We start from the raw sequence: 23,113 nt of genomic DNA on the forward strand, positions 1-23,113 counted from the left end.
TTTTGACTTTTGTTGCTCTAGCTTTCCCACTCCTTTCTGGTTGGTTTTTACGTTATGTCACCTTTCAAGGGCCAGACCGGCCTGAAACGCATCCTCAACGCATCCGGCTACTCGCTGGACGGCCTGCGCGCAGCCTTCACCGGCGAAGCCGCATTTCGCCAACTGGTGCTGCTCAATGTGGTGCTGATTCCGCTGACGTTCTTCCTGAATGTCAGTCGCGTTGAACAGGCGCTGCTGATCGCTGTGTGCCTGCTGGCGCTGATCGTCGAGTTACTGAATTCGGCGGTGGAAGCGGCGATTGACCGTATTTCCCTGGAACTGCACCCGCTGTCGAAGAACGCCAAGGACATGGGCAGCGCCGCGCAATTCGTGGCCCTGAGCATGATTGCCCTGGTGTGGGCGGTGATTCTGCTTTAAGCGATACTCGGCAAGACGATCTCGTCGCTGCGCTGCACCCCGGCGGTGAAGGCGCGGCACAGCTCGAGAAACTCGCGCATGGCCGAAGTCTGGTATTTCTGCTTGTGCCAGATGAAGTAAAACTGCCGCGCCAGGTCCAGATCCGGCGTTTCCACCGCCACCAGGCTGCCGCGTCGAAACGCATCGCGCAGCGCCAGCCGCGAAATACAGCCAATCCCCAACCCTGATTCCACCGCGCGTTTGATCGCTTCGGTGTGCTCCAGCTCCAGGCGGATATTCAGCGCACTGCGATGGTGCCGCATGGCCTGATCAAAGGTCAGGCGTGTGCCGGAACCCTGTTCACGCAGAATCCACGCTTCGTGCGTCAACTCTTCCATGGTCGCGCTGCCACGTTTGGCCAGTGGGTGCTGCGGCGCGCAAAACACCACCAGTTCATCTTCCACCCAGCTCTGCACTTCGATGTCCGGATGGCTGCAGTCGCCTTCGATTAGACCCAGATCAATTTCGTAATGAGCGACTTGATGCACGATATTGGCAGTGTTCTGTACATGCAGTTTTACCTGGCTTTCCGGGTGGCGCTGCATGAAGCCGCCGATCAACAGGGTCGCCAGATAATTGCCGATGGTCAGGGTGGCGCCCACCGAGAGTGAGCCGAAACCGGATTTGCCGTTGAGCAGGTCTTCGATTTCCTTGGACTGGTCGAGTAGTGCCACCGCTTGCGGCAACAGCTGTTTGCCGAGGGCGTTGAGGCTCAGGCGTTTGCCGGCGCGATCGAACAGTTGGCAGCTGGACTGGCGCTCCAGTTCGGTGATCGAGGTGCTCGCCGCCGACTGCGAGAGGTTGAGCAGACCCGCAGCACGGGATACGCTCTCCTGCTGGGCGACGGCGACGAAGACTTGCAGTTGACGAAGAGTAAATCGCATATCGATATAACCGATAACCCTTATCTTAATAATCCAGTTAACAGATATTGTCGTCGCTATTAGAATGCGATGCAATTGCGCACTGTTGGCCGCAAAGGCGAGCGCAGACCCAATATCCAGGAGTCCCACGTACATGAGCAACATGAACCACGAGCGTGTCCTCAGTGTTCATCACTGGAACGACACTCTGTTCAGCTTCAAGTGCACCCGTGATCCGGGCCTGCGCTTCGAGAACGGTCAGTTCGTGATGATCGGCCTGCAACAGCCCAACGGCCGCCCGCTTATGCGCGCTTACTCGATCGCCAGCCCGAACTGGGAAGAGCATCTCGAGTTCTTCAGCATCAAGGTGCAGGATGGTCCGCTGACCTCGCAGCTGCAGCACCTGAAGGAAGGCGACGAGATCATCATCTCGAAGAAGCCTACCGGCACCCTGGTGCTGGACGACCTGAACCCGGGCAAGCATCTGTATCTGCTGAGCACCGGCACCGGTCTGGCGCCGTTCATGAGCGTGATCCAGGACCCGGAAACCTACGAGCGCTTTGAAAAAGTGATCCTGGTGCACGGCGTACGCTACGTCAACGAAGTCGCCTACCGCGAATTCATCACCGAGCACCTGCCGCAGAACGAGTTCTTCGGTGAAGCGCTGCGTGACAAGCTGATCTACTACCCGACCGTGACCCGCGAGCCGTTCGAGAACCAGGGCCGTCTGACCGACCTGATGCGCAGCGGCAAGCTGTTCAGCGACATCGGTCTGCCACCGATCAACCCGCAGGACGACCGCGCAATGATCTGCGGCAGCCCGAGCATGCTCGACGAGACCAGCGAAGTGCTCGACAGCTTCGGCCTGAAGATCTCGGCGCGTATGCGCGAGCCGGGTGACTACCTGATCGAGCGTGCATTCGTCGAGAAGTAACCCGCAATACCTGTGGGAGCGGGCTTGCTCGCGAAGGGGGGCTGTCAGTCGACGTCAATGTTGAATGGCGCACCGCTTTCGCGAGCAAGCCCGCTCCCACAATGGTTTCGTGCTACACAGAAAAGCCCGCGTTGCCTGAGAAGGCAGCGCGGGCTTTTGCGTTTCCGGGGTTCAGGTGTTGGCGGGGATGACTTCCAGTAACCGGATCTGCTCCGGCGTCGGGTAATGCCAGCGCACGTCCAGATCCCAGAACTGCGCACCGTATTCGCGCTCTGGTGTCGGCGTCTGGTACGCCGGACGCGGATCCTGCGCCAGGCACTGCTCGATCAACTCGACCAGAGGCTCGCCGAGGCGCTGAGCATGGCCGTGCGCCTGTTGCAGTGCGGCGTCCGTCCACCGCACGTCAATCAGCTGTGGCGCGGCGCTGGCGATGCTGTTGGAGGCGTCAGCGATGATGTCGGCGTAAGGTACATACGGTTTGATGTCGAGAATCGGTGTGCCATCGAGCAAATCGATCCCCGAAATGAACAGCCGATTGGCCTCGACCTTGTCCAGCTTCACCACAGACTGCCCGATGCCATTGGGCCGGTGCGTCGCACGGGTGGCGAACACGCCCATGGACTTGTTGCCGCCCAGGCGCGGTGGCCGCACTTTCAGACGCGGCTTTTCTTCCAGCGCCTGATGAAACAGGAACAGCAGCCAGACATGGCTGACCTGCTCCAGCCCTTGCACGGCGTCTCCCTGATCGAACGGCGCCACCAGCTCCAGCACGCCACGGGCGGCGGGGGCCAGTTGCGGCTGGCGCGGGATGGCGAACTTCTCCTTGAAGCAGGAGCGCACGAAGCCGATGGGGGAGACACTGTAAGTCACGTTTCGTTATCAGCCGCGAACGCGCAGGGTCAGGCCCTTGAGGAAGTTGCGCAGCAACTGGTCGCCGCACGCGCGGTAATTGGTGTGGCCGACCTTGCGGAACAGTGCGCTCAGCTCAGGCTTGGACACCGGGAACTCGGCTGCCTTGAGGATCGCGTGCATGTCGTCTTCCTTGAGTTCGAAGGCCACGCGCAGCTTCTTCAGGATGATGTTGTTGGTCACTGGCACTTCGATCGGCTGCGGCGGACGGCTTTCATCCTTGCCGCGCTTGAACACCACCAGACCGTCGAGGAAGTGCGCCATGACTTCGTCCGGGCAGCGCACGAAGCCTTCTTCGTCTTCTTCTTTCTTGTCGAGGTACGCGACGACGTCTTTGAGCTCCACGTCCAGGCCGCCGAGCTTGATGATCTCGATGACTTTCTTGTCGCTGATGTCGAGCATGTAGCGCACGCTGCGCAGTACGTCGTTATGAATCATGTGGGTTATCCTGATAATCGTTGTGGGCAACACGCAGGCGCGCTGCCGAAATGTGTGGCAGCAGTGGAAGCCTCAGAACTTCTCTTTGCCGGACAGATAGCGCCATTGGCCGACCGGAACCTTGCCGATCGACACGCCGCCGATGCGGATGCGACGGATGCCGACGACCTTCAGGCCAACCGCTTCGCAGAACTGCGCGATGATCCCCGGCTGCGGGTTCTTCATGGCGAAGCGCAGGCGGTTTTCGTTCTGCCAACTGGCTTTGACCGGCGGCAGCTCCTTGCCCTTGTGGGTGAGGCCGTGTTGCAGGCGATTGAGGCCGTGGGCAACCATGTCGCCTTCGACTTCAACCACATATTCCTGCTCGATCTTGGCCGCATCGGCAGTCAGCTTGCGCAGTACTTTCCAGTCTTGAGTAAACACCAGCAGACCGCTGGCCTTGGGCTGCAGATCGGCGCTGGCTGTCAGGCGCAGGAAGTGGCCACGCAGCGGGCGTTTACCGTAGCGGTGCTCTTCGCTGAGGGTGTCTGCGCTGAGCGATTGCATAGCGGTGTCGACGTCCATGCCCGCCGGCACGTTGAGCAGGATAGTCACCGGCTCCGGCGCGGTGGCCTGAGCGTCCTTGTCGAGCTCGACCTTCTGCTCGCCGACCTTGAATTGCGGTTCGTCGATCACTTCGCCGTCCACGGTGACCCAGCCGCCCTCGATGAACAGCTCGGCCTCCCGGCGGGAGCAACCGACCAGTTCGATGAGGCGTTTGGAGAGGCGAATCGGGTCAGTCATGACAGGGCCGTAACAAAAAAGGGGTGGGCATTGTACCTGCCTGGCGCCGGTTAAGCCCGGTTCCATTTCGGTAGGTGGTTTTTTGTAGGAGTGAGCCTGCTCGCGATTGCCGTCTAACATTCAGCATTGATGTCGGCTGGTCCGGCGCTATCGCGAGCAGGCTCACTCCTACAAGGGTTCTTTGGTGTGTCAGCCGTTACTTGAGCGCTGCTGGGTCTGCCGCAGGCGCATATGCAGCAACGGGTACGGCTGGCCCATGCCATCCACCTCCGAGCGGCCGATCACTTCAAAACCCTGCTTGAAGTAAAACCCCAGCGCCTGCGGGTTCTGTTCGTTGACGTCCAGTTCATCGGCATTCAGATGTTGCATGGCGTAGTTGAGCAGTTTCTTGCCCAAGCCTTGGCCACGATACTCGGGATCGATGAACAGCATTTCGATCTTGCCCGCCGCCACCCCGGCGAATCCGGTGATGCGCTGGTTGGCGTCCTTGGTACAGATCAGCATCACTGCATCCAGGTAACGCGTGAGCACCAGATTACGCAGCAACTCGATGTAGCTGTCCGGCAGGAAATCATGGGTCGCGCGGACCGAGGCCTCCCAGACCCGGGTCAGTTCCTGATAATCGCTGAGTTTCGGCGTGTGAATGACCGAATGCTGACGCATGCCCGGCTGCCTCTTTTCAAATGGATGAGCGGGATTCCTTCCCGCTGCAAACGATAGACGCAAAAAAGCCCCGCATCTCGTAAAAAGAGCGGGGCTTTTTGTATTTATTTCGGTGTCTGGCTGGCTGTTAATGTTGCCTGCAAGAGCTTCCCCCTCACCCCAACCCTCTCCCCCCAAGGGGGGCGAGGGGGAAAGGGAGCTGATCTTCATGCTGTTCAAAATCTGAGGTCGACTCGATATTTCAAGTCGCCGTCATTCGAAAGAGCAACTCAATCAGTCCCCTCTCCCTCAGGGAGAGGGTTAGGGTGAGGGGCTTTTGATCTTCAGATCAGATCTGCTCAGCCCACAGGTCGTATTCGTCAGCGTCAGTCACCTTGCACCAGACCTTGTCGCCCGGCTTGAGGTTGCTGCCGTTGTCGATGAATACGTTACCGTCGATTTCCGGGGCATCGAAGAAGCAGCGGCCGACGGCGCCTTGCTCGTCGACTTCGTCCACCAGCACTTCGATCTCGCGGCCGATGCGCATTTGCAAACGGGCCGAGCTGATCGCCTGCTGGTGCGCCATGAAACGCTCCCAACGGTCTTGCTTGACGTCGTCCGGCACTACTTCCAGGTCCAGATCATTGGCGGGCGCACCATCGACCGGCGAGTACTGGAAGCAGCCGACGCGGTCGAGCTGGGCTTCGGTCAGCCAGTTCAGCAGGTACTGGAAGTCTTCTTCGGTTTCGCCCGGGAAGCCGACGATGAAGGTCGAACGGATGATCAGATCCGGGCAGATCTCGCGCCAGTTCTTGATCCGCGCCAGGGTCTTGTCTTCGAACGCCGGGCGTTTCATCGCCTTCAGCACTTTCGGGCTGGCGTGCTGGAACGGAATGTCCAGGTACGGCAGGATCTTGCCGGCGGCCATCAGCGGGATCAGCTCGTCAACGTGCGGGTACGGGTAAACGTAGTGCAGACGCACCCACACGCCCAAGGTGCTCAGCGCCTCGCAGAGTTCGGTCATGCGGGTTTTCACCGGCGCGCCGTTCCAGAAGCCGGTGCGGTATTTCACGTCGACGCCGTAGGCGCTGGTGTCTTGCGAGATCACCAGCAGCTCTTTGACGCCGGATTTGACCAGACGCTGGGCTTCGTCGAGTACATCACCCACCGGACGGCTGACCAGTTTGCCGCGCATCGACGGGATGATGCAGAAGCTGCAGCTGTGGTTGCAGCCTTCGGAAATCTTCAGGTAGGCGTAGTGACGCGGAGTCAGCTTGATGCCTTGCGGCGGCACCAGGTCGATCAGCGGGTTGTGATCCTGACGCGGCGGCACCACTTCGTGCACGGCGTTGACCACTTGCTCGTACTGCTGCGGGCCGGTCACGGCCAGCACGCTCGGGTGTACGTCGCGGATATTGCCTTCTTCCACGCCCATGCAACCGGTGACGATCACCTTGCCGTTTTCCTTGATCGCTTCACCGATCACTTCCAGCGACTCAGCCTTGGCCGAGTCGATGAAACCGCAGGTGTTGACCACCACCACGTCGGCGTCCTGATAGGTGGACACCACGTCATAGCCTTCCATACGCAGCTGGGTCAGGATGCGCTCGGAGTCGACCAGTGCTTTCGGGCAACCCAGAGATACGAAGCCAACCTTTGGATTGGCCGGCGCAGGAGTGGTGGACATGTCTAACCTCGGTGTTTTGTGACGTCGCTTGCCGTGTGGGAAAGCCGACGGATGGGCGCTCAGGGTGCGCCTCTGATCAAAAAGTGCGCAATTCTAGCGATGAGCAACGCACTTGACCAGCTTTATGCAGGGAAATACGACGAGTGCTGCGCTATGCTTCGCGCCGTTGAGCTTTACCAATTTTTTACAGTCAACAAAACGTCTGTAACAACAGGTAAAACAGCGCATGCTGCACCACAAAGCATAGTGCTTCATTCAAAGAAGCCGGTTCGAGAATCAGGAGTGTTGGATGGGTCAGGCAAGTAGTCAGGCGGCGGGCGCCGAGCATTCGGCTGCAAAACCGCTGAGCATGCTGGTCGCGGCAGTCGGGGTAGTTTACGGCGACATCGGCACGAGCCCGTTGTACACCCTCAAAGAAGTGTTTTCCGGCGCGTATGGCGTGCCCGTCAATCACGATGGGGTGCTGGGCATTCTGTCGTTGATCTTCTGGTCGCTGATCTGGGTCGTTTCGATCAAATACATGATGTTCGTCCTGCGCGCCGACAACCAGGGCGAGGGCGGCATCATGGCGCTCACCGCACTGGCACGTCGTGCGGCGGGCAAGCGCAAGAGGTTGCGTTCGTTGCTGGTGGTTTGCGGACTGATCGGCGCGGCGCTGTTTTACGGCGACAGCATGATCACCCCAGCGATTTCCGTGTTGTCGGCGATCGAAGGTCTGGGCCTGGCGTTCGACGGTATCGATCACTGGGTGGTGCCGTTGTCGCTGGTGGTGCTGGTCGGCTTGTTTCTGATCCAGAGCCACGGTACGGCGCGGATCGGCATTCTGTTCGGGCCGATCATGGTGACCTGGTTCCTGGTGCTCGGCGCCCTCGGGGTGTATGGCATCAGCCATTACCCGGAAGTGCTGCATGCGTTGAATCCGGTCTGGGCGGTGCGTTTCTTCATGGTGCACGCCGGCATGGGCGTGGCGATCCTCGGCGCGGTGGTACTGGCGCTGACCGGTGCCGAAGCGCTGTACGCCGACATGGGCCATTTCGGGCGCAAGCCGATTGCCCGTGCGTGGTTCCTGCTGGTGCTGCCTGCACTGGTGCTGAACTACTTCGGTCAGGGTGCTTTGCTGCTGGAAAATCCGGAAGCGGCGCGTAACCCGTTCTACCTGCTGGCGCCGAGCTGGGCGCTGATTCCGCTGGTGGGGCTGTCGACGCTGGCCACGGTGATCGCCTCGCAAGCGGTGATTTCCGGCGCGTTCTCCCTGACTCGTCAGGCGATCCAGCTCGGTTACATCCCGCGCATGTACATTCAGCACACCTCCAGCGATGAACAAGGTCAGATCTACATCGGCGCGGTGAACTGGTCGCTGATGGTCGGCGTAGTGCTGCTCGTACTCGGCTTTGAATCCTCTGGCGCCCTGGCTTCGGCCTACGGCGTGGCAGTGACCGGTACGATGCTGATGACCACCATTCTGGTGTCGGCCGTCATGCTGCTGCTGTGGAAATGGCCGCCGATCCTCGCGGTGCCGGTGCTGATCGGTTTCCTGCTGGTGGACGGTCTGTATTTCGCCGCCAACGTGCCGAAGATCGTGCAGGGCGGTGCATTTCCGGTGATCGCCGGTATTGCGCTGTTCGTGCTGATGACCACCTGGAAGCGCGGCAAGCAATTGCTGGTCGAACGCCTCGACGAAGGCGCGTTGCCGCTGCCGATCTTCATCAGCAGCATCCGCGTGCAACCACCGCACCGCGTGCAGGGCACGGCGGTGTTCCTCACCGCACGCTCCGACGCGGTGCCGCATGCGCTGTTGCACAACCTGCTGCACAACCAGGTACTGCATGAGCAAGTGGTGCTGCTGACCGTGGTCTACGAAGACATCCCGCGCGTGCCGCCATCGCGCCGCTTCGAAGTCGAGGCCCACGGCGAAGGCTTCTTCCGGGTGATCCTGCACTTCGGCTTTACCGACGAGCCGGATGTGCCTCAGGCGCTGAAACTGTGCCATCTGGATGAACTGGACTTCAGCCCGATGCGCACCACCTACTTCCTCAGCCGCGAAACGGTCATCGCCTCGAAACTCGAAGGCATGGCCCGCTGGCGCGAGGCGCTGTTTGCGTTCATGTTGAAAAATGCCAACGGCAACCTGCGGTTCTTCAATCTGCCGCTGAACCGGGTTATTGAGTTGGGGACGCAGGTGGAGATGTAGTCGCGCCCTAACTGGAAAGCCCCCGTCAGCTTCGAGGCTGGCGGGGGCTTTTTTGTGCCCGCACATAAACCTCAAGTCCACCACAAATCCCCTGTGGGAGCTGGCTTGCCAGCGATGAGTCCGGCACATCAAGAATCAATGTCGACTGACTCACCGCCATCGCTGGCAAGCCAGCTCCCACAAGGTTATGAGGTGGGTTCAGCCAGTTCGGCTTCAGATTCGGTCTTCGTCCGCGCAGGTCGCGGCATCAGCGCTTGGATCACGTCATCAATCAAGGCTTTGCCCATCACGGTCAGGTAATGCGCAGCCCAGGCGTGGTGCTGAATGGGTCAGCGACGTCCAGAGAGTATCTCGTCAAAAAACAGCGCAATAGAGCCGCAAAGCGCCCGAACACGAGTTTCGGAGTTTGCCTACAAGGTCTGTGGGCGTCATCTGATATTGCGAAACTGGAAGTAAACGAAACTAAACATCCGGCACGAAACTGACCCTGTGGGAGCGGGCTTGCTCGCGAAGGCGTAGTGTCAGTCGACGAACCCGTTAGCTGAAACGCCGCCTTCGCGAGCAAGCTCGCTCCCACAGGGAAATGTGTGGATTGCTGGAATGTAAAAAGCCCCCGCAAGCGTAAGGCTGCGGGGGCTTTTTGTTTGGCCGGCTCAGATCACTCTGCCGGCTGATCCTTGCTCTGACGCTTCTCGATCAAGTCCACTAGGCGCTTGGCCAGCGCCGGGTAGTTCTCGTCGAAGTGGTGGCCGCCAGGCAGTTTCACCGCTTCGCCGACTGCCGTCTTGTCGGTGCAGCCGCTTTCGTCGGTTTCTTCGGCGCCGTAGATGCACACCACTTTGGCGGCAGGCAGCTTGGCCATTTCCGGGCCGGTGGCGGCTTCTTTGCCGGCGTTGCCGAGCCAGCCTTCGACTTCGATTTCGAAGCTGCCGGTGCGGGCGAAAGCCAGCAGGATGATGGCGTCGACGCGTTGCTGCTCGGTGTCCGGCAGGCGGTTGTAGATCGCTGGCAGGACGTCGGCACCGAACGAGTAACCGGTCAGGATGAAGCGTTTGGTGCCCCACTTCTGCCGGTAGTGCTGCATCAGTTCGGTCAGGTCCAGCGCGCTTTGCTCGGGGCTCTTGTGCTGCCAGTAGTAGCGCAGGGTGTCGATGCCGACCACCGGGTAGCCAATCTTGGCCATCTCGCCCGCTACGTCGCGGTCGAGGTCGCGCCAGCCGCCGTCACCGGAGAGGAACAGCGTGACGGTGTCTTTGGCCTGACCGGCCGGCACTTCCACCACCGGGATTGCCAGACCGCCGTTGGCCTTGTCGCCGCCGACGAGGATCTTGCGCAGCTCGTTGTTCAGCACTTGCGGCAGGTTGATGTCGTAGTCGCTGATGCTGGTTTCAGCGTTCGGTTGATCGCGCACGAAACCGGCGCTGGTGTCGTCCGGGTTGTCGTTCCATGCCACCAGCCAGTGGCCATGAGCCGCGGCTTTCGGCAGCAGGTGAGTGCAACCGGGTTTTTCCAGCGCCAGGTCAACCGAGATCGCCTGGGCCTTGTCGTCCTTCTGCTCGGACAACCAGCGCCAGGCCAGCACGGCGCCAGGGCCGATACCGCTGACCAGCGTGGCCGGGCCGTTCAGTTCGCGCAGGCCGGTCTGCAGGGCGCGGCTCTGTTGCAGGCAGTCCTTGGGCAGAATCACTTGAACGATCTGCGCCGAGGCGCTGCGGCTCAGGGTGCTCAGTTGGTTGTCGGTCAGCTTCTGGTCGTCATTGACCGCGACCAGCACCTGAGCCTTGGGCTGGGTGCCGGGAATGACGCGGGTCATTACCGTGCCGTCGGCGGCCGTCAGTGGTTGCAGAGTCGGTTGCGGTGCCGGGCGTTTGAGGTACCAGTAACCGCCGCCGGCAATCACGGCCAGCACGATCAGTGCGGCCAGGATGTACTTCAGGGAGCGTTGAATCATCAGCGTTTCACCAATCCAGTCAAGCCGCCCGCGATCAGGGCAGCAGTATCGGCCAGCGCCACCAGCGGATCGAGTCCGGCGGGCACTGCCATATAACGGGGTTCCCAGTCAGGCTGGAACTTGTCTTTGAAGCGGCGCAAGCCTTGGAAGTTGTACAGCTGCTCACCACGGCGGAAGACCATCGAACCCAGACGCTGGGTCAGCGGTGCACCACGCCGGGGTTGCAACCCCGACAACGGCACCATGCCCAGGCTGAAGCGCGCGTATCCGTGACTCTTATAGTGTTGAATCAGGCCGACCATCAGGAATTCCATGGTCAGCTTGGGGGCGTCCGGGTGCGAGCGCATCAGGTCCAGACTGGCCAGGTCATGGCTGAAAGTCTCGAGCAGGTTGGCGAACGCCACCGGGCGACCTTCGAAGCGAATCACCGCAATGCGGAAATGCTTCAGGTAATCGTCGCTGAACCGACCGAGGGAGAAACCTTTCTCGCGCACGTTCTTGCCGGTCAGCCACGCATCGGAAATCACTTTCAACTCGTCCATCGGCGCCTGGCCCGGTTCATGGATTTCCAGCGACAGACCATCGCGGGTACCACGGTTCCAGGTGTAGCGCAGGTCCTTCATCTCTTTGCCCTTGGCTTCCAGGTCAAAGCGCTGCAGATCGACCCGGGCTTCTTCGCCGAGCTTGATCGCGGTCAGGCCGATGTCCATGTAGTACGGCAGGTTTTCCGCACGTACCTGATAGAACACCGGGCGAGCGTGATGGATGTCGCACAGGTCGCGGAACTGCCAGATCATCTCGGCGCGTTGCTGGCCGGGGCCGATCGGGTCGTACAGCGCCACCAGGCTGCGGCCACGGCGGGCGTACATCAGGAAGGCTTCGTCGTTCTGGTGAAACAGCAACGCCTTGTCACCGGTCAGCGCGAGGCCGCCATCGGGTTGCGACGAAGCCATCAGGATTTTCGCGGCGCGATCCAGTTCGTCCGGGGTCGGCAGGTGGATCACCGGGCGCGCGGTGCGCAGCAGCCAGGTCAGCGCGATCACCAGTAACAGCACGGCGGCGCCGAGCAGCGAACGCAAGCCGCGCGGGGCGTCAGCGTCTAGGGTGAACTGCCACCACAGTTGATGGCTATACGGCACGTCCTGATAGGCGAACAGCAGCAACCAGGTCGAGGCGCCCAGGACGCAAAGGCTGGCCACCAGATACAGCGGCGAGAACGGCAGTTCGGTCAGGCGGCTCGGACGATAGAACGAACGACGGAACACTCCGAGCAACGCAGCGGTGAGTGTCATCAGCGTGGCTTCTTCCCAGTCGAAGCCTTTGAGCAGCGAGAGCAGGGCGCCGACCAGCAACAGAATGGTGGTCAGCATCCACGCGGCTGACAGGCGACGGCGCAGGCCCTGCGCCAGCATCAGGCACAGCACACCGATCAGGCTGGCGCCGAAGTGCGAGGCGTCAACCAGGCGATGCGGGATCAGAAAACCGATGTGTTCAAGACGGGTGTCGATCTCCGGGGTGGCGCCGGAAAACAGCAGCACCACGCCGGACAGGAACACCAGCACCGCCAGAATCGGCGCGGCCAGACCGGATGCGGCGCGCATGGTCTGGGTCTGGAACAGGCGCTGGCCTTCGTTGATCAGCAAAAACAGGCAGGCCACCAGCAGCGGTAGCACGACGTAGATCAGACGATAGAGCAGCAGGGCGGCGGCGAGTGGCGCGGCCCCGAGGGTGTCGGCAAACGCGGCAAGCAGGATCGCTTCAAAAACCCCGACACCCCCCGGCACATGGCTGAGGACGCCGGCGGCCAGGGCCAGCAGGTACACCAGTAGGAAGGCGCCGAACGGCGGGGCTTCCGGCAGCAGCAGATAAAGCACGGTGGCCGCTGCGGCGACGTCGAGGGCGGTGATGATCAGTTGCAGGAAGGTCAGGCGTCGGCCGGGCAGGCGCAGCGTCCGGCGACCGGCCCTGACCAGCAGGTTGTCGCGGTACGGTTGCTCCGGCAGACGGCGGCGATAGATGCCGATCGCCAGAATCGCGCCCAGACCCAGCAGCACCATGGCAATCGTGCCGAGCAAGCCTTCTGACAGGCCCAGTGCGGCGGAGGCGGCGGGCAGGTCGCTCAGGGTCGCGAGAGCCGCCAGCGGTGGCAGGGCGCAACCCAGCGACAGGCTGGCGAACAGCGTCATGTGCGCGACTTCGGAGGCGCCCAGCCCATGGCGTGCATATAAACGGTAGCGCACCGAGCCGCCGGACAGCAGCGACAGGCCGATGGCGTTGCCAATCGCAAATGCGGTGAAGCCGCCCAGCGCCAGAGTGCGCGGCGGCAGTGTCACGCCGGCATAGCGGCTGGCCGACCATTCATAGCCCAGCAATATGATGAAGCCGGCCACCGTTGCACCCAACGCACCGAGCAGGGCCGGTTTCGGCACCGCCAGGATCGAGTCATGCAGGGCATACAGATCGAGTTCGCTCAGCAGGTGGCGACAGGCAATCAGCGCAATGGCAAACAGCAGCAACGTGACCGCCAGACCGATCGGCTGGCGATATTTGCTCAACCGATCCAGCAAGCGCAGGCGCTCGGGTTTGATCGGATGTTCTGCTGTGACGGTGTCTTGTGAATCAGACGAGTTGGCGCGCATCAATCACCTCTTGGATTGTGCGCGACAGGATGGAGGTATCCAGCCAAGTTACCAATCCCTGTAGAAAAAAATAATCACAAAATACTACGCCTCTCATCCGGGATCGGCGAGGGCGGGTCATGGATTGCAGACGTCTTGCCTGCGACTCAAGCATAGTCGCAACTCGGTCGGTCTGATGATCCTGAGCGTTTCACTGCAGCGTGACAGATCATTGTTGCGAAAGGACTTTTTCCACAGATACAAAAAAGGCCACTCTTTCGAGCAGCCTTTTTTGATGTTTGGTTGCGGGAGCCGGATTTGAACCGACGACCTTCGGGTTATGAGCCCGACGAGCTACCAGACTGCTCCATCCCGCGTCTGTGTGGCGGCATTCTACAGGCGAACGGCGAGGTGTCAACCGCTAATCCCGTAAAGGGTCAAATAAGTGTGAATTTGCATCAAACGGTCGCAGCGGCGCGGTAAGTTTCGGAAATGCAACGAATTCCTGTTCGCCCCGATGTGCGTGATGCAGAGGCTGGTCTGAAAAACAGACAGACACAAAAAAGGCCACTCTTTCGAGTAGCCTTTTTTGATGTTTGGTTGCGGGAGCCGGATTTGAACCGACGACCTTCGGGTTATGAGCCCGACGAGCTACCAGACTGCTCCATCCCGCGTCTGTGTGTCGGCATTCTACAGAGGATCGCCGGGGTGTCAACCTTGAATCTGGATAAATCTGTTCCTGTTCAATCGGTTAGCGCTTTTTCCAGTGCAGGAGACGGGCGCGCAGGGCAGGCGGGGCAAGGCTTTCAGCTCTATCGGTCGGTGATTCTCGATTGAGAAAATAAATTCATCGTGGTTTTCCCACAGGCTGAAAAGAACATTCAGACCACTGGTGCTATATACAGGTGTCAGTGAGATACTGCGTTTCCGGCTCGCCATGTTTCCTTTTCTGTCATGACCCAGCGAAAAATCATCCACGTCGACTGTGACTGTTTCTACGCCGCCATCGAGATGCGCGACGACCCGAACCTGGCCGGCAAACCGCTGGCGGTGGGCGGGTCGGCGGATCGGCGTGGGGTGATTGCCACCTGCAACTATGAAGCGCGGGCGTATGGCGTACGTTCGGCAATGTCGTCCGGGCATGCCTTGAAGCTGTGTCCCGACCTGACCATCGTCAAGCCGCGCATGGAGGCCTATCGCGAAGCCTCGAAGGAAATCCATACGATCTTTCGCGATTACACCGACCTGATCGAGCCGCTGTCGCTGGATGAGGCCTACCTCGACGTCTCCGACAGCGCGCATTTTGGCGGCAGTGCCACGCGCATCGCGCAAGATATCCGCCGGCGGATCTCCAATCAGTTGCACATCACCGTGTCTGCGGGCGTGGCCCCGAACAAGTTTCTGGCCAAGATCGCCAGTGACTGGAAGAAGCCCAACGGGTTGTTCGTGATTACCCCGGATCAGGTCGAGGATTTCGTCAGTGGCTTGCCGGTGAGCAAGTTGCACGGCGTCGGCAAAGTCACTGCCGACAAACTGGGCAAGCTCGGCATCGTCGATTGCCTGCAACTGCGCGAGTGGGACAAGTTGGCGCTGGTGCGCGAATTCGGCAGTTTCGGTGAGCGACTCTGGAGTCTGGCCCGTGGGATTGATGACCGGTTGGTGCACAACGACAGCCGCCGTCAGTCAATCAGTGTGGAAAACACCTACGACGTCGATCTGCCGGATCTGCGCAGTTGCCTCGACAAGCTGCCGGAGCTGCTGGAAACCCTGAAAACCCGCATGGCGCGGATCGACAGCAGTTATCGCCCGGGCAAGCCGTTCGTCAAAGTGAAGTTCCATGACTTTACCCAGACCACACTGGAGCAAGCCGGGGCAGGGCGCGATCTGGGCAGTTATCAGTTGATGCTGACGCAGGCGTTCAACCGGGGTGGGAAACCGGTGCGGTTGTTGGGGGTAGGGGTGAGGCTGGAGGATTTGCGCGGCGGGTTTGAGCAGATGGAGTTGTTTGAGCGCTAATGCCTGTGGTGTTGCTGATGCCGCTTTCGCGAGCAAGCCCGCTCCCACATTTGATTGCATTCCATCTGAAGGAACTCGATCAAATGTGGGAGCGGGCTTGCTCGCGAAGCTTTTCAGGCTTAATTCGGTCCAGGATCAGCGACCAGACGCCCCGCATCCTTGGTCAGCGACTTGAGAAATTCCGCCTGCAACTCAGGATCGTTACGCGTCAGTTCGATCAGGCTCTGCTCCAGCTCGCTGGCTTCTTCTTCCAGACCCAGCTCCGACAGACGCTTGACCCGGTGGACCCACTGGCTCACTTCGTCGTCTTCCAGATCGTCGTAAATCAGCCCGTGCGCTTCCAGCAACTTGCTGCGCAAATGGCTGCTGATCGCCAGGGATGAATCGCTGTGCACGTCATCCTTGCCGTCTTCGACGCTGATCTGCAGTTTGCCGATATGATTCAGGTCATTTTCGGCGAACGGACTGTCCAGCAGGTTCAGGCGCAGCACGCCGTTGCGGTCGGTGGTCATGTCGAAGGTCTGCTTGCCGGCCTTGACTTGCACCGGACGCTCGCTCCACGGCAGGCTCGAATACTCCGTGCGCTTGTCGCGCTGGACTTCATCGATACCGGCCAGATTCTGTTGCGCACGACCGTGGGACTGCACGTTCATGAACGGGTTGACCCCGGCAATGCCGTAGTTCAACCAGTCCTTGGTCACGCTGTCCGGCAGGTTGCCCAGAGCGAATACGTTGACCACATTGGCGCCGATACCGGCAACCACGGCCACCGCGCCCAGCGGAATCTCGTAGATTTCGCGCCAGGGTTGGTAAGGCGTGTAGCGATCGTAACGGCGGGTGACCTCAAACTCGGTGACTTCGAAGGTCTTCTGTTCGTTGATTTTCACGCGACGCTGCGGCAGTTCGAGCACCTTAGGCTCACCGACATCGATCTGCAGGCTGTGATCGAGCAGTTTGCGCTCGACCCGCTCTTCGTGCTCGCTGCGCTGTGACATCTGATTGGCACAGCCGCTGACCAGCAGGGCGCCGCACAAGGCGGCGCCACCGAGGCCCAAGGTGTTTCGCTTGAACATGAGGTCTCTATCTGGATTCAGCGGCGGATACGGGCCTGAAGGAAGGACAGCACATCGGCAACCGGCAGCGCTTGCGCTTCGGCCTCGGTGCGACTCTTGTATTCCAGGTTGCCTTCGGCGAGGCCGCGGTCGCTGACCACGATCCGGTGAGGAATGCCGATCAGCTCCATGTCCGCGAACTTGATGCCCGGGCTGGTTTTCTTGTCGCGATCGTCCAGCAACACTTCGAAACCGGCCGCCGTCAGTTCTGCGTACAGCTTGTCAGTGGCTTCGCGCACCTGCTCGGTTTCATAACGCAGCGGTACCAGAGCGATCTGGAACGGCGCCAGGGTGTCGCTCCAGATGATGCCTTTGTCGTCGTTGTTCTGCTCGATGGCGGCAGCGACCACGCGGGATACGCCGATACCGTAGCAACCCATTTCCAGGGTGACCGGCTTGCCGTTCTCGCCCAGTACTTCGCACTTCATTGCCTTGCTGTACTTGTTGCCCAACTGGAAGATGTGCCCGACTTCGATGCCGCGCTTGATTTCCAGGGTGCCTTTGCCGTCCGGGCTTGGGTCACCGGCCACGACGTTACGCAGGTCGGCAACGGTTGGAACCGGCAGATCGCGTTCCCAGTTCACGCCGAAGTAGTGCTTGTCGTCGATGTTCGCGCCGATACCGAAGTCGCTCATCAGCTCGACCGAGCGGTCGATGATGATTGGCAGTGGCAGGTTCAGCGGGCCGAGCGAACCGGCGCCGGCGCCAATGGCGTCACGCAGCTCGGCATCGGAAGCCATGACCAGCGGGCTGGCCACGCCTGGCTGGTTGGCAGCCTTGATTTCGTTCAGCTCGTGGTCGCCACGGATGATCAGGGCAATCAGCTTGCCTGGCTCTTCGGCATGGACGATCAGGGTCTTGATGGTCTTTTCAATCGGCAGATTGAATTTTTCCACCAGCGCGGCAATGGTCTTGGTGTCTGGAGTGTCGACCAGGCGCAGCTCTTCGGCCGGCGCTGGACGCGAGGTTTCGCGTGGCACGGCTTCGGCTTTCTCGATGTTCGCCGCGTAGTCGGAACCATTGCTGAAGACGATGTCGTCTTCGCCGGACTCGGCCAGTACGTGGAACTCGTGGGAGCCAGCGCCACCGATCGAGCCGTTGTCGGCTTCAACCGGACGGAATTTCAGGCCCAGACGGGTGAACACGTTGCAGTACGCCTGATGCATGCGGTCGTAGGTGACCTGCAGCGACGCCTGATCGGCGTGGAACGAGTAGGCGTCCTTCATGATGAATTCGCGGCCGCGCATCAAACCGAAGCGTGGGCGGATTTCGTCACGGAATTTGGTCTGGATCTGGTACAGGTTGATTGGCAGCTGTTTGTAGCTGCTCAACTCGTTGCGCATCAGATCGGTGATCACTTCTTCGTGGGTCGGGCCCGCGCAGAAGTCGCGACCGTGGCGGTCTTTGATGCGCAGCAGCTCAGGGCCGTATTCTTCCCAGCGCCCCGATTCCTGCCACAGCTCGGCCGGTTGGGTGCTCGGCATCAACACTTCAAGAGAACCGGCAGCGTTCATTTCTTCGCGAACGATGGCTTCAACCTTGCGCATTACCCGCAAGCCCATCGGCAGCCAGGTGTACAGGCCCGAAGCGAGTTTGCGGATCATGCCGGCGCGCAGCATCAGCTGGTGGCTGACGACGACCGCATCGGAAGGCGTTTCTTTCTGTGTGGCGAGCAAAAATTGACTGGTGCGCATGGTTGGCCGTTGTCGGTTGCTATGACTGGAAATGACGGAGCAGTGTACCGGCGAGATTTGCCGACGTACAGGATTGCGCTCGGCGGTGAGGCTCAACGGCGGGAATCCTCCCGCCGTTGCTGAAATGTCCTACGACTCCTCGACGACGGAGGTTGGTGCAGGCTCGGGGGTTGGCGTCGGGCCCGCGCGGCGATTTTCCTGGAACCAGTGCAGGGCGATCAACAACAGCGTCGGCACGCCGAGCAGTGCGGTGATCATGAAGAAGCTGTGGTAGCCGAACTTCTCGACCATCACTCCGGAGTAACCACCCATCAGGCGTGGCAGCAACAGCATGATCGAACTGAGCAGGGCGTACTGGGTGGCCGAAAACTTAAGGTTGGTCAGGCTCGACAGGTAGGCGACGAACGCCGAGGTCGCAAGCCCGGAACTGAAGTTGTCGAGCGAAATGGTGACCACCAGCATCTTCAGGTTCGGCCCCATATCGGCGAGCATCACGAACAGCAGGTTGGTTGCCGCCGAAGCCGCGCCACCGATGAACAGGATCGGCAGGATGCCGAAGCGCACGATCAGCAGGCCGCCCATGCCGGCGCCGACCAGGGTCATGATCAGGCCAAAGATCTTGCTGACGCTGGCGATCTGGTCCTTGGTGAAGCCCTGATCGATATAGAACACGTTGGCCATTACGCCCATCACCGTGTCGGACATCCGGTAGGTGGCGATCAGTCCGAGCAACAACAACGCCTGCCAGCGGTAGCGCAGGATGAAGTCGTTGACCGGAGTCAACACTGGCGCCAGGCCGCGACGGCCCATGGTCGACAGGCACAGGCCGGTGAGCAGGGTATAGAGGATGGCGCGCAGGAAAGCGCGGTCTTCGAGCAGCAGGTCGAGCGGACTCATCTGGCCGAACAGTACGCTGGCGAAATCGGTGTTGTAGAGCTGGGTGAACATCGCCGGAACCGACACCAGCAACACGATCAGTACGAATACCGAGGCCAGTTGATGCGCGAAGCTGTAGCGGCCGGCCTGCAGCTGCGTGCGCAGTGGCACTGGCGGCTCGCGCATCAGCAGCGAAGTCAGCAGGGCAGGGACCATCAACACGCCGAACAGCGCGTAGGTGCCGGTCCAGGCCGAATGTTGATAGTTGAAACCGGTGGAGCCGAAGCCTTCGGCAAAGAACAGCGCGCCCGCCGTGGCGAGCAGGGCGGCGACGCGGTAGCCGGACATGTAACTGGCAGCCAGCGCGGCCTGGCGGCTGTCGTCGGCGATTTCCAGGCGATAGGCGTCGACCGCAATGTCCTGGGTGGCGGAAGCGAAGGCGACGATGACGGCAATGGCGATCAGCCAGGACAGGTGTTTCTGTGGATCACAGAAGCCCATGCCGATCAGGCCCAGAATCACCAGCGTCTGCGAGAGCACCAGCCACGAACGGCGGCGGCCCAGCTTGCCCAATAAAGGCAGGCGCCATTGGTCGAGCAGCGGTGACCAGACCCATTTGAAGGCGTACGCCAGACCGATCAGGCTGGCGTAGCCGATGGTTTCACGGGCAACGCCGGCCTCACGCAGCCAGACGGAAAGCGTCGAAAACACCAGCATGTACGGCAGGCCGGCAGCAAAACCGAGCAACAACAGCACGAGCGTCGAAGGACTGGCATAGGCGGCGAGCGCGGCGCGCCAGGTTTTACGGGGCATGGGCTGAAGTCTGCCTCAAGATTGCGAAAACAAAGCGCGCACTCTAACCGCTGTGCTCTATCGGACGCCAGCCATGGCGCTGAATATCCACACGATTGTTCAGGACGGTGACGCCTTCAGAACGCAATCGTGCCCGTTGTTCGTCCCCCGAAGGGCTGCCCGGCGGCAGGCTGATCCGACCGCCGGCACCCAATACCCGGTGCCACGGCAGTTTGGTATCGCCGGGCAATTGGCTCAGGGTCCGACCGACCCAGCGGGCGGCGCGCCCCAACCCTGCGAGTTCAGCTAACTGACCATAGCTGACCACCTTGCCCTCAGGCACTTGGGCAAGGGTGGAATAAAGCGCCGTGCGTCGGATTTGCGCTTCGCTTTCCTCGGGATGATTCGGCTCTTTCACCTGCGCGGTTCCTGAACAATAGTCGTATCGATGGGCTCAAGCGTAATCGCTCGTTGGCCAGATGAGAAATGAACTCAATGGAAATCGCTCGGTCAGTCCTTGTCAGGGTCTTATTCCTACGGATAATGCCGACCTTTTTCGCAAACTTGAGCCCTCGATCCGCTTATGTTGTCCAGAACCTTGCTGTGCCTTGCTGTTTTCAGTGCCTCCACGCCGCTGCTTGCCGATACCGTCTGGTTAAAGAACGGTGACAAGCTGAGCGGTAAGATCTCCGTTTTCGATGGCGGCAAATTGCTGATTCAGACCCAGTATGCGGGTGCGGTCAGCATCGACTGGAAAGAGGTCAAGACCCTGCAAAGCGATCAGGAACTGCTGGTCAAACAGGACGCCTACAACGGTGAAAAAGCCAAGTCGCTGACCGCTGCCGATGACGGCAAGGTCACCCTGGCCAACGGCGAGGCGCCGAAGACCGTCGAGCTGGCGAGCATTCAGCAGATTCTCAAACCCAAACCGGTGGTCGAGGATCTGGTATGGAAAGGCAATATAGGCCTGGCGATGGATTATCAACGGGCGGAAAAGGACACCGACGACTACGACATCGACTTCAAGACCACCGCGCGTCATGGCCGCTGGCGGCACACCGCCGAGGGCGAATACAACCGCGAGGTGCAGGACGAGCAGGTCACCACCAATAACTGGCGCGCCGAATACGCACTCGACCGTTTCCTGACTGACAAATGGTTCTGGCAGGGCCGCCTGAACTACAAGCGCGACTACGTTGAAGAGCTGTCGCGTCAGCGTGTGGTCGGTACCGGTCCGGGTTACCAGTTCTGGGACGACGAGCTGGGCGCGTTCTCGCTCGGTTCGCTGCTCAACCGCACCGATTACGAGTACAGCGATGGCGGCAAGGACAACTTCTATTCGGTCGCCATGAAGTGGGATTACAACCGTTACCTGATCGGCAAAAAAGTCGAGTTCTTCACCAATGGCGAACTGGGCAAGCCGCTGTCTGACGTAGCCAACTATGCGCTCGATGCCGAGATGGGCTTGCGCTACAAGGTCACCGACTGGGCCTCGCTCAACCTCAAGGCCGAACGCGACATCATCAGTGGTACCAAGGATGCGGACTTGAACAAAACCCGCTACACCGCAGGGTTTGGCGTGGCCTGGTAAGGCAAGTCGAAAAAAAAGCAGCCGTGAGGGCTGCTTTTTTGTGGCCGTTAACAAACACACGCCCACAAAAAAGCCCCGCTTTGAGGGCGGGGCTCTTTTCTAAAGAAGCTACAAGTTAGATAACTTGTACTTCTTCAGCTTGCATGCCTTTCTGACCGCGGGTAGCGATGAAAGAAACCTGTTGGCCTTCTTTCAGGCTTTTGAAGCCGTCGGATTGGATAGCTTTGAAGTGAACGAACAGGTCGTCACCGGATTGTGGAGTGATGAAGCCGAAGCCTTTTTCATCGTTGAACCACTTAACGGTACCGGTTTGGCGATTAGACATGGTGTAACTCCTTGAACAAAGATAACTGCGACTCAGGAAGAACCCTGGCCGAGACTGAGTGCAAAGAGCAGGAAAAATTCTTGTAGATGGTTGGATCGAAATTCAACATATCGTGTAGAGATTCTCAGTGACACAAGCAACACAGTGGCGCCACCTTAACCCTTTTTCCGGAACGTGCCAATGTTTCTTGCGAAGGTTTCTCTGTTTTAGGGATCGACGGTGTGACGGTTCGTCGCCAGGGCCTGTATTTCCAGGGTGTTCGGCGAGAATTGCAGCGCGGACTTTGAACCCGGCGGCGCGCCCGGTAAGATGCCGGACAGATTTTTTCCACCTCGCTATTCAGGACACCCGCCATGAGCATCAAATCGGACAAGTGGATTCGCCGCATGGCGCAGGAACACGGCATGATCGAGCCCTTCGTCGAGCGCCAGGTGCGCGGCAGCGACGACAGCCGTGTGATCTCCTACGGTGTGTCGAGCTATGGCTACGATGTACGCTGCACCAACCATTTCAAGGTGTTCACCAACATCAATTCGGCGATCGTCGATCCGAAGAACTTCGATGCCGGCAGCTTTGTCGACATCCACAGCGACGTCTGCATCATCCCGCCGAACTCCTTCGCCCTGGCCAGCACCGTCGAATACTTCCGCATTCCGCGCAACGTATTGACCATCTGCCTGGGTAAAAGCACCTACGCGCGCTGCGGCATCATCGTTAACGTCACCCCGCTCGAGCCTGAGTGGGAAGGCCACGTGACCCTGGAATTCTCCAACACCACCAACCTGCCGGCGAAAATCTACGCCAACGAGGGCGTGGCGCAGATGCTGTTCCTCGAATCCGACGAGCAATGCGAAGTTTCGTACAAGGATCGCGGCGGCAAATATCAGGGCCAGCGTGGCGTGACCCTGCCGCGTACCTGATCCATCCGGCAGTTCGCGGGAATTCTTTGGCGGGCAGACACTCTATGGGGTGTACTGCCCGTTTTTGCTTCTGGCAAAGCGGGCCTTCGCCGAGGAGGTTGCATGAAGATCGATCCGCATATCACCGCCCAACTGGCAAGGCTTGAGCCCAATCAGGTTGGCGTTTTGGCCTGGTCATTGTTGGCACACCCGGCTTTCCATATGGCAGGCGGCATTCCCGGTCAGCCTGATCCCGACACCCCTAACGAACAACCGACCGAACCCGGCGAGCCGACGCTGCCGGACGAGCCGCCACCCGCGCCAGTGGCCTGAGTC

The 23,113-nt window shown here is 60.1% G+C and carries 20 protein-coding genes, 2 tRNA genes and 1 pseudogene; 7 read left to right on the forward strand and 16 right to left on the reverse strand.

What is annotated here, in order from left to right; all coding sequences use genetic code 11:
* Window positions 1-54 precede the first annotated feature (54 nt).
* Window positions 55-417, forward strand: a complete 363-nt coding sequence (locus ACOYXG_RS05580; RefSeq protein WP_003222276.1) for a diacylglycerol kinase — start codon at window positions 55-57, stop codon at window positions 415-417.
* Here ACOYXG_RS05580 and ACOYXG_RS05585 read toward each other — a convergent pair.
* A complete protein-coding gene (locus tag ACOYXG_RS05585) occupies window positions 414-1,340 on the reverse strand; it encodes a LysR family transcriptional regulator (protein WP_027611091.1) in 927 nt (308 codons plus the stop codon). The genes ACOYXG_RS05580 and ACOYXG_RS05585 overlap by 4 nt on opposite strands.
* A gap of 133 nt (window positions 1,341-1,473) precedes the next feature.
* Between ACOYXG_RS05585 and fpr the strand changes: the two genes are divergently transcribed.
* A complete protein-coding gene (fpr, locus tag ACOYXG_RS05590) occupies window positions 1,474-2,253 on the forward strand; it encodes a ferredoxin-NADP reductase (protein WP_007908723.1) in 780 nt (259 codons plus the stop codon).
* A gap of 171 nt (window positions 2,254-2,424) precedes the next feature.
* On the opposite strand, the gene tsaA is transcribed toward fpr, so the two are convergent.
* From tsaA to rimO, 5 genes are all read right to left on the reverse strand, one after another.
* On the reverse strand, window positions 2,425-3,123 hold the full coding sequence (gene tsaA / locus ACOYXG_RS05595; protein ID WP_460356377.1) for a tRNA (N6-threonylcarbamoyladenosine(37)-N6)-methyltransferase TrmO: 699 nt from the start codon (window positions 3,121-3,123) through the stop codon (window positions 2,425-2,427).
* A gap of 9 nt (window positions 3,124-3,132) precedes the next feature.
* Complete coding sequence (locus ACOYXG_RS05600; RefSeq protein WP_027611093.1) at window positions 3,133-3,600, reverse strand: YehS family protein; 468 nt, start codon at window positions 3,598-3,600, stop codon at window positions 3,133-3,135.
* A gap of 72 nt (window positions 3,601-3,672) precedes the next feature.
* Window positions 3,673-4,383 (reverse strand): rRNA pseudouridine synthase, encoded by a 711-nt coding sequence (locus tag ACOYXG_RS05605; RefSeq protein WP_346651736.1) that lies wholly within the window; start codon window positions 4,381-4,383, stop codon window positions 3,673-3,675.
* A gap of 189 nt (window positions 4,384-4,572) precedes the next feature.
* Window positions 4,573-5,046, reverse strand: a complete 474-nt coding sequence (locus ACOYXG_RS05610) for a GNAT family N-acetyltransferase (protein WP_027611095.1) — start codon at window positions 5,044-5,046, stop codon at window positions 4,573-4,575.
* A gap of 328 nt (window positions 5,047-5,374) precedes the next feature.
* Window positions 5,375-6,712, reverse strand: coding sequence for a 30S ribosomal protein S12 methylthiotransferase RimO (gene rimO, locus ACOYXG_RS05615; protein ID WP_003222282.1), 1,338 nt, complete (start codon window positions 6,710-6,712; stop codon window positions 5,375-5,377).
* 349 nt (window positions 6,713-7,061) lie between these two features.
* On the opposite strand from rimO, the gene ACOYXG_RS05620 reads away from it, so the two are divergent.
* Window positions 7,062-8,903 carry a potassium transporter Kup gene (locus tag ACOYXG_RS05620; RefSeq protein ID WP_430962683.1) on the forward strand — a complete coding sequence of 614 codons (1,842 nt, stop codon included), beginning with the start codon at window positions 7,062-7,064 and terminating at the stop codon, window positions 8,901-8,903.
* Window positions 8,904-9,088: 185 nt separating this feature from the next.
* Here the strand turns inward: ACOYXG_RS05620 and ACOYXG_RS05625 are convergent.
* The 5 genes and pseudogenes from ACOYXG_RS05625 to ACOYXG_RS05645 form a co-directional block, all read right to left on the reverse strand.
* Window positions 9,089-9,220, reverse strand: a pseudogene (locus ACOYXG_RS05625) (DUF3077 domain-containing protein); the annotation flags it as partial.
* Window positions 9,221-9,561: 341 nt separating this feature from the next.
* A complete protein-coding gene (locus ACOYXG_RS05630) occupies window positions 9,562-10,854 on the reverse strand; it encodes a virulence factor family protein (RefSeq protein WP_103367813.1) in 1,293 nt (430 codons plus the stop codon).
* Window positions 10,854-13,493 carry a bifunctional lysylphosphatidylglycerol flippase/synthetase MprF gene (gene mprF / locus ACOYXG_RS05635; RefSeq protein ID WP_460356383.1) on the reverse strand — a complete coding sequence of 880 codons (2,640 nt, stop codon included), beginning with the start codon at window positions 13,491-13,493 and terminating at the stop codon, window positions 10,854-10,856. The genes ACOYXG_RS05630 and mprF overlap by 1 nt, the downstream gene beginning before the upstream one ends.
* A 279-nt stretch (window positions 13,494-13,772) precedes the next feature.
* Window positions 13,773-13,849 (reverse strand) — tRNA-Met (locus ACOYXG_RS05640).
* A gap of 220 nt (window positions 13,850-14,069) precedes the next feature.
* Window positions 14,070-14,146 (reverse strand) — tRNA-Met (locus ACOYXG_RS05645).
* Between the two features lie 280 nt (window positions 14,147-14,426).
* On the opposite strand from ACOYXG_RS05645, the gene dinB reads away from it, so the two are divergent.
* A complete protein-coding gene (gene dinB, locus ACOYXG_RS05650; RefSeq protein WP_460356385.1) occupies window positions 14,427-15,488 on the forward strand; it encodes a DNA polymerase IV in 1,062 nt (353 codons plus the stop codon).
* A 119-nt stretch (window positions 15,489-15,607) separates the two neighbouring features.
* Here dinB and ACOYXG_RS05655 read toward each other — a convergent pair whose 3' ends face one another.
* From ACOYXG_RS05655 to ACOYXG_RS05670, 4 genes are all read right to left on the reverse strand, one after another.
* Window positions 15,608-16,561, reverse strand: a complete 954-nt coding sequence (locus ACOYXG_RS05655) for a hypothetical protein (protein WP_027614341.1) — start codon at window positions 16,559-16,561, stop codon at window positions 15,608-15,610.
* A 17-nt stretch (window positions 16,562-16,578) separates the two neighbouring features.
* On the reverse strand, window positions 16,579-18,294 hold the full coding sequence (locus ACOYXG_RS05660) for a proline--tRNA ligase (RefSeq protein ID WP_041070725.1): 1,716 nt from the start codon (window positions 18,292-18,294) through the stop codon (window positions 16,579-16,581).
* Between the two features lie 129 nt (window positions 18,295-18,423).
* Window positions 18,424-19,983 (reverse strand): AmpG family muropeptide MFS transporter, encoded by a 1,560-nt coding sequence (locus ACOYXG_RS05665; RefSeq protein WP_027614343.1) that lies wholly within the window; start codon window positions 19,981-19,983, stop codon window positions 18,424-18,426.
* A gap of 43 nt (window positions 19,984-20,026) precedes the next feature.
* The gene (locus ACOYXG_RS05670; protein WP_123586993.1) at window positions 20,027-20,380 is read right to left on the reverse strand and encodes an MGMT family protein; all 354 of its coding nucleotides are present in this window, start codon (window positions 20,378-20,380) and stop codon (window positions 20,027-20,029) included.
* A 165-nt stretch (window positions 20,381-20,545) separates the two neighbouring features.
* Between ACOYXG_RS05670 and ACOYXG_RS05675 the strand changes: the two genes are divergently transcribed.
* Complete coding sequence (locus tag ACOYXG_RS05675) at window positions 20,546-21,553, forward strand: DUF481 domain-containing protein (protein WP_027614345.1); 1,008 nt, start codon at window positions 20,546-20,548, stop codon at window positions 21,551-21,553.
* A gap of 115 nt (window positions 21,554-21,668) precedes the next feature.
* On the opposite strand, the gene ACOYXG_RS05680 is transcribed toward ACOYXG_RS05675, so the two are convergent.
* Window positions 21,669-21,878: a cold-shock protein gene (locus ACOYXG_RS05680; protein WP_002554837.1), complete on the reverse strand. Its 210-nt coding sequence runs from the start codon at window positions 21,876-21,878 to the stop codon at window positions 21,669-21,671.
* 353 nt (window positions 21,879-22,231) lie between these two features.
* On the opposite strand from ACOYXG_RS05680, the gene dcd reads away from it, so the two are divergent.
* Both dcd and ACOYXG_RS05690 read left to right on the forward strand, forming a co-directional pair.
* Window positions 22,232-22,798, forward strand: a complete 567-nt coding sequence (gene dcd, locus ACOYXG_RS05685) for a dCTP deaminase (protein WP_003222308.1) — start codon at window positions 22,232-22,234, stop codon at window positions 22,796-22,798.
* A 102-nt stretch (window positions 22,799-22,900) separates the two neighbouring features.
* On the forward strand, window positions 22,901-23,110 hold the full coding sequence (locus ACOYXG_RS05690; RefSeq protein ID WP_027614346.1) for a hypothetical protein: 210 nt from the start codon (window positions 22,901-22,903) through the stop codon (window positions 23,108-23,110).
* Window positions 23,111-23,113 lie beyond the last annotated feature (3 nt).

This window comes from Pseudomonas sp. G3-39 (assembly GCF_054790485.1).